Source organism: Parendozoicomonas verongulae, from assembly GCF_009711465.1.
Classification (GTDB): Bacteria; Pseudomonadota; Gammaproteobacteria; order Pseudomonadales; family Endozoicomonadaceae; genus Sansalvadorimonas; species Sansalvadorimonas verongulae.
The window spans coordinates 1-9,339 of the sequence record NZ_SMME01000752.1; the positions used below are offsets into that span (position 1 = coordinate 1).

Annotated in this window: 12 protein-coding genes; 2 read left to right on the forward strand and 10 right to left on the reverse strand. The window is 51.5% G+C overall.

Annotated features, from left to right (window positions below):
• Positions 1–67 precede the first annotated feature (67 nt).
• The 8 genes from E1189_RS05155 to ffh all read right to left on the reverse strand — a co-directional run bounded on the left by E1189_RS05155 (position 68) and on the right by ffh (position 6,033).
• Positions 68–832: a DsbC family protein gene (locus E1189_RS05155; protein ID WP_196221212.1), complete on the reverse strand. Its 765-nt coding sequence runs from the start codon at positions 830–832 to the stop codon at positions 68–70.
• A gap of 50 nt (positions 833–882) precedes the next feature.
• Positions 883–1,779 carry a site-specific tyrosine recombinase XerD gene (gene xerD, locus E1189_RS05160; RefSeq protein WP_155158982.1) on the reverse strand — a complete coding sequence of 299 codons (897 nt, stop codon included), beginning with the start codon at positions 1,777–1,779 and terminating at the stop codon, positions 883–885.
• Between the two features lie 46 nt (positions 1,780–1,825).
• Positions 1,826–2,089 carry a hypothetical protein gene (locus tag E1189_RS05165; RefSeq protein WP_155158983.1) on the reverse strand — a complete coding sequence of 88 codons (264 nt, stop codon included), beginning with the start codon at positions 2,087–2,089 and terminating at the stop codon, positions 1,826–1,828.
• Between the two features lie 162 nt (positions 2,090–2,251).
• Positions 2,252–2,605 (reverse strand): 50S ribosomal protein L19, encoded by a 354-nt coding sequence (rplS, locus tag E1189_RS05170; protein WP_155158984.1) that lies wholly within the window; start codon positions 2,603–2,605, stop codon positions 2,252–2,254.
• A 95-nt stretch (positions 2,606–2,700) separates the two neighbouring features.
• Positions 2,701–3,468 (reverse strand): tRNA (guanosine(37)-N1)-methyltransferase TrmD, encoded by a 768-nt coding sequence (gene trmD / locus E1189_RS05175; protein ID WP_155158985.1) that lies wholly within the window; start codon positions 3,466–3,468, stop codon positions 2,701–2,703.
• A 17-nt stretch (positions 3,469–3,485) separates the two neighbouring features.
• Positions 3,486–4,061 carry a ribosome maturation factor RimM gene (gene rimM / locus E1189_RS05180; protein WP_155158986.1) on the reverse strand — a complete coding sequence of 192 codons (576 nt, stop codon included), beginning with the start codon at positions 4,059–4,061 and terminating at the stop codon, positions 3,486–3,488.
• Positions 4,061–4,297 (reverse strand): 30S ribosomal protein S16, encoded by a 237-nt coding sequence (rpsP, locus tag E1189_RS05185; RefSeq protein WP_155158991.1) that lies wholly within the window; start codon positions 4,295–4,297, stop codon positions 4,061–4,063. The genes rimM and rpsP overlap by 1 nt, the downstream gene beginning before the upstream one ends.
• Before the next feature lie 302 nt (positions 4,298–4,599).
• A complete protein-coding gene (ffh, locus tag E1189_RS05190) occupies positions 4,600–6,033 on the reverse strand; it encodes a signal recognition particle protein (RefSeq protein WP_155158987.1) in 1,434 nt (477 codons plus the stop codon).
• A gap of 146 nt (positions 6,034–6,179) precedes the next feature.
• Between ffh and E1189_RS05195 the strand changes: the two genes are divergently transcribed.
• Together E1189_RS05195 and E1189_RS05200 are read left to right on the forward strand one after the other, a co-directional pair.
• Positions 6,180–6,974 carry a cytochrome C assembly family protein gene (locus tag E1189_RS05195; protein WP_155158988.1) on the forward strand — a complete coding sequence of 265 codons (795 nt, stop codon included), beginning with the start codon at positions 6,180–6,182 and terminating at the stop codon, positions 6,972–6,974.
• 12 nt (positions 6,975–6,986) lie between these two features.
• On the forward strand, positions 6,987–8,240 hold the full coding sequence (locus E1189_RS05200; protein ID WP_155158989.1) for an HlyC/CorC family transporter: 1,254 nt from the start codon (positions 6,987–6,989) through the stop codon (positions 8,238–8,240).
• A gap of 10 nt (positions 8,241–8,250) precedes the next feature.
• Here E1189_RS05200 and E1189_RS05205 read toward each other — a convergent pair whose 3' ends face one another.
• Both E1189_RS05205 and E1189_RS05210 read right to left on the reverse strand, forming a co-directional pair.
• Positions 8,251–8,784, reverse strand: a complete 534-nt coding sequence (locus E1189_RS05205) for a gamma carbonic anhydrase family protein (protein ID WP_329601902.1) — start codon at positions 8,782–8,784, stop codon at positions 8,251–8,253.
• 153 nt (positions 8,785–8,937) lie between these two features.
• On the reverse strand, positions 8,938–9,339 hold a 402-nt coding region (locus E1189_RS05210), incomplete at its 5' end, for a hypothetical protein (RefSeq protein ID WP_230460181.1).

Sequence of the window (9,339 nt, forward strand, 5' to 3'; positions counted from 1 at the left end):
AATTTCGGCCTGAAAGTCACACATCGGGTAGGCTTTATAAAAAATCAGTATCTGACTGAAGCAGAGCTTATAAACCCATCAACTTCAGCAGAGCCGGTGCTGGCTGGTAGCCCGGGATAGAACGACCATCTTCAAGATAAATAGCCGGAGTGCCACGCACGCCCAGAGAAATACCCAGCTGGTACTGGTCATTCACAGGGTTCTCACAGGTAGCCGGAGGAATAGAACCACCCTCTTTCAAAGTTGTCATAGCACTATTGCGATCTTTGGCACACCAGGCTGATATCATCTTGGCGAAGGCCGGAGCGCGTTCACCGCCACGGGGGAAGGCCAGATACCGCACTTCCACCCCCTTGGCATTCAGCTCGGGTACTTCCTGATGCAGCTTGCGGCAGTAGCCACAATCCACATCGGTGAACACATAGAGCACACCTTTGCGCTCTCCCTTGGGGGAGAACACGATCATATCCTTCACATCCACCGCTGCGAAGCGCTTTTTCACTTGCTGCTCACGTACTTTTTCGGTGAGATTATCCAAGCCGCCCTGGCGGATTTTCATCAGGTCGCCACCAAAGATGTACTGACCATCTTCAGAGACATACAGCAGTTCGCCAGACTTCATCTGAATCTGATAGATGCCTTTAACAGGCGCAGCCTCCACAGATTCCAGCACCAGCCCCTCATTTACCTGTTTCAAACCAGCCTGAATAGTTGCCTTAACCGTATTTAACTTTGCATCTTCTACTTTGTCGTCCGCTCGCGCTGTACTGGTTATGCCGGTGATCAACAACGCCGAAACCAGTAGAGCCTTCAGCCCCTTCCTCACTAACATTGGCAACCTCATTTTTATACCGAAATCATTTTCAATTTTTTAACCATAGCCTAACCACGGGGGTGGTGTTCTGCGTGCAGTTTTTGCAGTCTGTGCCGGGCAACATGGGTGTAAATCTGGGTGGTGGATAAATCACTGTGCCCCAGCAACATCTGCACAACTCTCAAATCAGCCCCGTGATTCAACAGATGTGTTGCAAACGCATGGCGCAACACATGGGGCGATAGCGGCTTATTAATGCCCGCAACAACTGCATACTTCTTGATGCGATGCCAGAACGTCTGGCGAGTCATAGCCTTTCCACCTCTGCCGGGAAACAATACATCACTTTGCAAACCTTGCAATGACTCAGCTCGGGAAAACGCCAGATAACGCTCCAGCCATTCACAGGCTGCCTCTCCCATGGGTACCAGCCGATCCTTACTGCCCTTGCCATGAATACGCAAAACACCCTGGCGCAGATTCACCCGTGAAAGCTCCAGCTCCACAAGCTCTGTTACCCGTAAACCACAGGCGTAGAGGATCTCCAGCATAGCTCTGTCCCGCAATCCCAGTTCTGTTTGAAGATCAGGTGCCGCCAGCAAACTCTCTACATCATCTTCGGTAAGTATTTTGGGTAAAGAGCGCCCTGTGCGGGGAGATTCGATTAACTGTGTCGGGTCAGCCGCTATACGCTCATTTTTCAGCAGCCAACGATAGAATCCTCGCACAGAAGAGAGCATGCGTGCTTTGGAGCGAAGATTGGAGTCCGGCTCAAATCGCCAGGCAAGGAAGTCGCGCAGCTGCTCCTGAGTCAAACCGAGAAGGGTAAGTTCATTCTCGTGGAGCCAGCTGTTGAGCTGGGAAAGGTCGCGGTGATAAGCCTGACGACTGTTATCGCTTAAACCTTTCTCCAGCCAGAGAAACTCGAGATAGTCTGCCAACTCATGGGGCAGAGAGGCTTTCATAGCGCACCTCAGCCCGGCACTGCCACCTTACCTTCCTGCACCATTTTCAGCATCTCACCCATTTTTTGTGAACAGTATTAATTGCCTTCAAAGGGCGCAACATTACCTTGAACGGGCCAGCAAGAAGCACATGACTGGCACCCATCAGATACATGCGGGTCAGAGATTTGCCCTTCTGGGGCGTATGCACAACCGGGGAATAGAAAACCACATCATCGGCGAGCAGATCACCGAGAATGGCGGGGTTACGGGTTTGGATAATCTTGTGCCACTGCTGAATAGCTACTGGCCTGTCTGCTACCTGAGACATCAGTCAATCACCTGCTGTTTTTCTATTTATTGTGAGATTCAACAGGGGAACAGTATTGCACGACACTCTGAGAAAGCACATTTTTTAAAAGCATATAAAGAAAAAGGCAACCAGTTGGCTGCCTTTTTCCCGTCGTTCTGCTGCAAAAACAGAGGTGATGGATTAGTTAAGCTTTTCTTTGATGCGAGCTGCTTTACCGCTCAGTTCGCGCAGGTAGTACAGTTTAGCCTGACGAACGTCACCACGACGCTTCACATCGATCTTAGCAACCAGAGGGCTGTAAGTCTGGAAAGTACGCTCAACACCAACACCATTGGAAATCTTACGTACGGTGAAAGCAGAGTTCAGGCCACGGTTACGCTTACCGATAACCACACCTTCGTAAGCCTGCAGACGCTCACGGCTGCCTTCCTTAACACGTACCTGTACGATAACAGTGTCGCCTGGTGCGAAAGAAGGTACTTCTTTCTGCATTTGTTCAGCTTCAAGCTGCTGAATGATCTTGTTCTTGCTCATTTGCTCTGTTGCTCCCAAGTCAGTCGAAATCGAGAACCCGCTCTTAATTCAAGTGCAGGATTTCAAAATTTTGGATTTCAAAATCCACTGTCAGATCAATTACTGATGTCTGGATCGTTATCCGCGTCATGATGATCACGTATAAACTCAGCCAGCAGTTGCTCTTCCTCAGCCGTCATAGTCCGACCTTCGAGAAGATCAGGCCGTCTCAGCCATGTGCGCCCCAGTGACTGCATAAGCCGCCACTTGCGGATGCGCTCATGGTTGCCGGAAAGCAGAACCTCCGGAACCGGCTTCCCTTCAAACACCTCAGGTCGGGTGTAATGGGGGCAGTCGAGCAATCCTTCAGCAAATGAATCTTCCTGAGCGGAATCCTGATGACCCAGGGTGCCCGGTACAAAGCGCGATACGGCATCGATAAGAGTCATGGCAGGCAGTTCGCCACCACTCAGGACAAAATCGCCAAGAGACCACTCTTCGTCAACCTCTTCGGCAACCAGCCGTTCATCTATGCCTTCGTACCGTCCTGCGACCAACACCAGCTTCTTCCGTTCAGCCAGTTCCTGTACCCCCGCCTGATCGAGTCTGCGACCCTGAGGCGAAAGATAGATGACGGTCGTGTCAGGACCAGCAGCTTCCTTTGCTGCCTGTATTGCATCACGCAGAGGTTGAATTTTCATCAACATGCCGGGACCACCGCCATAAGGCCGGTCATCCACTGTCCGATGTTTATCGTGGGTGAAATCCCTGGGGTTCCAGGTATTCACTTCGATCAGTTCATTCCTGACAGCACGTCCGCTTACACCATGATCGGTGATCGCAGCCAGCATCTCAGGAAAGAGCGTGACAACATCGAACCTCATTTGCACTGGTTTCGAATTCAAAATTCAGGGTCCCAGTCCACCCGCATGAACCCTTGTTCTAGGTTCACTTCTGTCACCACCTGATCTTCCAGCCAGGGGATCAGACGTTCCCGTCTGTCGATGCTTCCGCTGGCACCACGTACCACCATCACATCGTTTGCCCCGGTTTCCATCAGATGATGAACCTTGCCCAGATTGATTTCGTTACCGTCCTCGGTTTGGGCAAACACTGTCAGACCTTCCAGCTGGTACCAGTAGTACTCATCAGCTTCAGCGTCTGGCAGATCCCGACTGCTGACCAGAATCTCGGCACCAACAAATTGCTGGGCTAAATCCCGATCACCGGTGCCGTTGAGCAGAGCAATAAGCCCCTTTCCATGGGCACGGCCGCTGTCGAGTTTAACGGTCTGTTCACGACCGTTAGGGTATCGCAATCTCCACTGCCGGTAGTCGAGTATATTGGCCATGGGGTCAGTAAAGGAGTACACCTTCACCCAGCCCTTGATCCCGTATACCGCAGTGATGCGTCCCATGACCAGAAGGTCTTCGGATTTGGCATCACCGGCAACAGATGATTTGTCGGCGACGTGCATTAAGCGCTTTTCAGCAGCTGCTTAACACGATCGCTCATCTGAGCACCCTGCTTAACCCAATGGTCAACACGGTCAGTGTCAACACGCAGACGCTCTTCCTGACCACGAGCTTGTGGGTTGAAGAAACCTACACGCTCGATGAAACGGCCAGTGCTGGCGTTGCGGCTGTCAGCAACGGTCAGATGGTAAAAAGGACGCTTCTTGGAGCCGCCCCGGGCAAGACGAATAGTTACCATGGAATAATCTCTTCCTGTGTAAACTGAGTTTTCGGCAGAACGACGTAAACCACCGCCGGACATCCTCTGAGGCTGACAAGTCATCCTCAAGCTCTTTCCGGACGAGAGAAAGCCCGAGCTTTCCCCCGTAAAGGCGCAGTATTCTACGGTAATTTCAGTTTTATGCAATATAGGGAGTAAACCCGAAAAAAACGAGCCAACCGAAGGGAGAATTATGTGAGGTGGGGGAGTAGAGATGAGCCAGTTGGGTTAGCCGTGAAACGGTGTAACCCAACACACTCAAAAGGAGGTATAAACAGACCTTAGAAGGGGAACTTCTTACCACCACCAGGAGGCAGCATGCCACCGGGGCCACCAAGTCCACCCATGCCACCCATACCGCCGGGCATTTTGCCCTTCAGCCCGCCAAGGCCACGCATCATCTTGGCCATACCGCCCTTGCCGGTCATCTTCTTCATCATCTTAGCCATCTGCTTGTGCTGCTTGATCAAGCGGTTGATATCCTGAATCTGAGTACCGGAACCTGCAGCGATACGCTTCTTGCGGGAGCCGTTGATCACGTCGGGGTTACGACGTTCTTTTGGCGTCATGGAGTTAATGATGGCTTCCATCTGCACAAACATTTTGTCGGCTTGTGGGTTCTGGGCCACCTGTGCCATGTTGCCCATGCCGGGCAGTTTGTCCATCAGGCCACCGATGCCACCCATGGTTTTCATCTGCTGCAGCTGATCACGGAAGTCTTCCAGGTCAAAGCCCTTGCCCTTCTTGAGCTTGGTAACCAGCTTGTCGGCTTTCTTCTTGTCGAGCTTGCGCTCCGCCTCTTCCACCAGAGACAGAATGTCACCCATGCCCAGAATACGGGACGCGATACGATCAGGATGGAATGGCTCCAGTGCCTCGATCTTCTCCCCCATACCCAGGAATTTGATGGGCTTGCCGGTGATATGACGTACAGACAGCGCCGCACCACCACGGGCATCGCCATCGGCCTTGGTGAGAATCACACCTGTGAGAGGCAGGGCATCGTTAAAGGCTTTGGCAGTGTTCGCCGCATCCTGGCCTGTCATGGCGTCTACCACGAACAGGGTTTCGATAGGGTTGATCGCGCCGTGCAGCTCTTTGATCTCGTCCATCATGCTTTCATCAACATGGAGACGACCGGCGGTATCGATAATCACCACATCAACGTGCTTCTTGCGCGCGTCTTCAATGGCGTTACGGGCGATGTCGATTGGCTTTTGTTCTGTAGTAGACGGGAAAAACTCTGCATCCACTTCTTTGGCCAGAGTTTCCAGCTGCTTGATTGCCGCTGGACGGTAAACGTCTGCTGAAGCTACCAAAACAGACTTCTTCTTGCGCTCCATCAGCCACTTGGACAACTTGGCCACCGAGGTGGTTTTACCCGCACCCTGCAAACCAGCCATCAGAATAACGGCAGGAGGCTGGGTAGCCAGATTCAGCTCATCGTTGGCGGCACCCATCACTTCGATCAGTTCGCTGTTCACGATCTTCACGAAGATCTGGCCGGGGCTCAGACTTTGCTGAACCTCCTGACCGATTGCCCGCTCACGCACCCGGCTTACAAATTCTTTCACCACTGGCAGGGCAACGTCGGCCTCCAGCAGTGCCATACGGACTTCCCGCAAGGTATCTTTAATATTGTCTTCAGTAAGTTTCGCCTGGCCGGTGACATGTTGGAGTGTCTTTGACAGGCGATCAGAAAGGTTCTCGAACATCCGGCGCTCTCTTGATCCTGGCGTTCATACAAAAGGAGTGATTATACCTTTACCTTACCCCATCCTGCACCCTGAATAATCAGGAAACCTCTTCACCCCTGCCCCGGCTTATGCCAAACTCACAAAACTATGGATAAGGTGAGCCAATGTCAGTAGAAGCGCCCAGCGCCATCGCAGTCGTTCTCTATGTAATCAGCGCCCTGTGTCAGTGGCTGCGAATCAAAGGCAAGGACATTAACAAGCTGTTTGTTCAGCTTCTGGCCCTGGGGGGCGCTGTTGCCCAGTGTTTCAGCCTTTATTATGTCATTCACCCCCCTGAAGGCATTAACCTGAACTTTTTTGCCGTGGCCTCCCTCAGCTCATGGGTGGTCATTTTGATTGTTCTTCTCAGCAGCATCCGCAAGCCAGTGGATAACCTGCTGATTGTTCTTTTGCCTATGGCCGTTGCAGCCATTGCCAGCAGCGACCTTATTTCAGCCCGCCATACAATTTTGCTGGATCACTCTGCGGGCATTATCAGCCATATTATTATTTCCATAGTGGCTTACAGCACTATGACTGTTGCAGCCTTTCAGGCGCTTTTGCTGGCCTATCAGGAAAAACACCTCAAACAGCATCACCCCACTGGTATCATTCGTGCCTTCCCACCCATGCAAACCATGGAAAAGCTCCTGTTTGAATTTTTATGGGCCGGGCTGATCCTGCTGACCTTGTGTCTGGCCAGTGGATTTGCTTACCTGAATGATATGTTTGCACAACATGTTGCCCATAAAACGATTTTTGGCGCTCTAGCCTGGATACTCTTTGCCACCCTTCTGGCCGGTCGCACGTTCCGGGGATGGCGCGGCCGCACCGCTATCCGCTGGACTTTGAGCGGTTTTGTTTTCCTTATGCTGGCCTTTTTCGGCAGCAAATTCGTCCTTGATCTGGTTATCAACTGAGAGCATATCACCTTGAACGAAGCACCCATCGGCATCCTGCTGGGCGTACTGGTTTTCCTGCTGTTCCTTTCTGCATTTTTCTCCGGCTCCGAAACTGGCATGATGGCTTTAAACCGCTATCGTCTGCGCCACCAGGCCCGCAGTGGCCATAAGGGTGCTATTCGCACCAGCGAGCTTCTGGAGCGACCTGATCGTCTGATCGGCGTTATCCTGATCGGCAATAACTTTGTGAATAACCTCTCAGCGGCTATCAGCACGGTCATTGCTATTCGTCTGTGGGGAGACGGCGGCATTGCTGCCGCCACATTTTTGCTGACACTGGCAGTACTGATTTTCAGTGAAGTGACGCCAAAAACCCTGGCTGCATTGCATCCAGAGCGTTTCGCCTTTCCATCCTCTATGATCCTCAAACCGCTGCTGAAACTGCTTTACCCACTGGTCTGGGTGGCGAACACCTTGTCTAATGGGTTGCTGCGCATGATGCGGGTGAACCCTGATGAGGGCTCCGGAGACCAGCTCAGTCAGGAGGAGCTGCGCACTGTAGTGAACGAGGCAGGCAGCCTCATCCCAACCCGCCACAAAGGCATGCTGCTGAATATTCTGGATCTGGAAAACGTCACTGTTGACGACATCATGATACCCCGCAACGAGATTGTAGGCATCGATATTGAAGAGAGCATCGACGACATCCTCGATCATCTGCGTACCGCTCAGCACACCCGCATCCCCGTTTACAAGGGTGACATCAATAACACCCTTGGCATACTGCATATGCGTAACGTAGCCAAGCTGATCAATCTGGAAGAGATCACCCGCGCCGACCTGCTGAACGAAACCTCCGAGCCTTACTTTGTGCCGGAAGTCACACCCCTGCACACTCAAATGGTGAACTTCCAGAAGAACAAGCTACGCTCTGCCTTTGTGGTGGATGAGTATGGCGACATTATCGGGCTGGTAACGCTGGAAGATATTCTGGAAGAGATTGTTGGTGATTTTACCACCGACGTGGATGACATCAGTCAGGACATCACTCCACAGAAAGACGGTACCTACATTATCGATGGCTCCGCCAGCATTCGGGAAACCAATAAATCCCTGGACTGGGAGCTGCCCATTGATGGTCCGAAAACCCTGAACGGTTTAATTACGGAATATCTTGAGGAGATTCCCGAATCCAGCGTGTGCCTCTGTGTGAATACATACCACATGGAAGTACTGCAGATTCGGGACAATATGGTAAAAACGGTCAAGGTCTGGACAGCCTGACTTTGATCACTTACTGAAAACGCTCATCAACACGCAGCTGCTGCTTGAAGCGTTTGAAGTTCTGTACATAGTGAGCCGCTGAGAGCTCCAGCACGGTTTTCTGCGGTGCTCCCACTTCTTTCACCACCTTGCCCGGTGAACCCATTACAACGGAGCCATCGGGAATGACCTTTCCTTCCGGAATCAGAGCATTCGCGCCAATAATGCAGTGCTTGCCAATCTTTGCACCGTTAAGAATAACAGCGTTAATCCCAATCAGGCTGAAATCCCCAATTTCACAGCCGTGCAGCATCACCTTGTGACCAATTGTCACACCTTTGCCAATCGTGAGAGGAATACCGGGATCTGTGTGCAGAACAGAGCCGTCCTGAACGTTACTGTCCTCACCAATAATGATGCGATCATTGTCACCACGCACCACAGCGTTGTACCAGATGCTGGCGTTATTATGCAAAATGACGGAACCGATGACCGTGGCGTTATCGGCAATAAACCAGTCATCCCCCTGGATATCGACCGCACGCTCCCCAAGACGATAAATCACGACCACACCTCTTTGTTACTGTATGTCCATTGAAATTACACGACTCAGCAACAGGTCACAAACACACGCCCTACAAACTTCACGACAAACAGGCTTCAGGTAACCAGTTCGAAGAGAGCATCAAGCACTGCGTAAAGACCGGGAAGTCAGTCATCAGGATAAGCTTACGAACCCAGGCGGCAAAAGCTCTTCAAAACGCTCACGGATGAGACTAAATACATAGTCATCCTCAGCAGTAACACTTTCCTTCAGAGCAGCTTTAATCTCCCGGATAATGTTCCGCTCTGAGTACCCATTCTGTTTAATTTCCCCAAGATATCCCTTAAAAAACGACGCATACATCTCCGCAATAAAACTCGCCTCCGGGCCGTACTGAACGTGACACAGGCTTTTCTGACGATCTGTCTCAGCTAACGCTTCCCAAGCGTGGCATTTAAACTCATGCCTGTAGCTGTCGCGGTCATCCCAGTTAATCAAAGTTTGATGAATATCCACATACATTTCTCTCAATGTACTGGCAAGGCTTTCACTCAAAGGTTTTCTTAAACCGTTACT

What these genes read in the sequence shown, in the direction of transcription:
- E1189_RS05155 (WP_196221212.1), bottom strand. Translation starts at nt 832, where the DNA reads ATGTTAGTGAGGAAGGGGCTGAAGGCTCTACTGGTTTCGGCGTTGTTG.
- xerD (WP_155158982.1), bottom strand. Translation starts at nt 1,779, where the DNA reads ATGAAAGCCTCTCTGCCCCATGAGTTGGCAGACTATCTCGAGTTTCTC.
- E1189_RS05165 (WP_155158983.1), bottom strand. Translation starts at nt 2,089, where the DNA reads ATGTCTCAGGTAGCAGACAGGCCAGTAGCTATTCAGCAGTGGCACAAG.
- rplS (WP_155158984.1), bottom strand. Translation starts at nt 2,605, where the DNA reads ATGAGCAAGAACAAGATCATTCAGCAGCTTGAAGCTGAACAAATGCAG.
- trmD (WP_155158985.1), bottom strand. Translation starts at nt 3,468, where the DNA reads ATGAGGTTCGATGTTGTCACGCTCTTTCCTGAGATGCTGGCTGCGATC.
- rimM (WP_155158986.1), bottom strand. Translation starts at nt 4,061, where the DNA reads ATGCACGTCGCCGACAAATCATCTGTTGCCGGTGATGCCAAATCCGAA.
- rpsP (WP_155158991.1), bottom strand. Translation starts at nt 4,297, where the DNA reads ATGGTAACTATTCGTCTTGCCCGGGGCGGCTCCAAGAAGCGTCCTTTT.
- ffh (WP_155158987.1), bottom strand. Translation starts at nt 6,033, where the DNA reads ATGTTCGAGAACCTTTCTGATCGCCTGTCAAAGACACTCCAACATGTC.
- E1189_RS05195 (WP_155158988.1), top strand. Translation starts at nt 6,180, where the DNA reads ATGTCAGTAGAAGCGCCCAGCGCCATCGCAGTCGTTCTCTATGTAATC.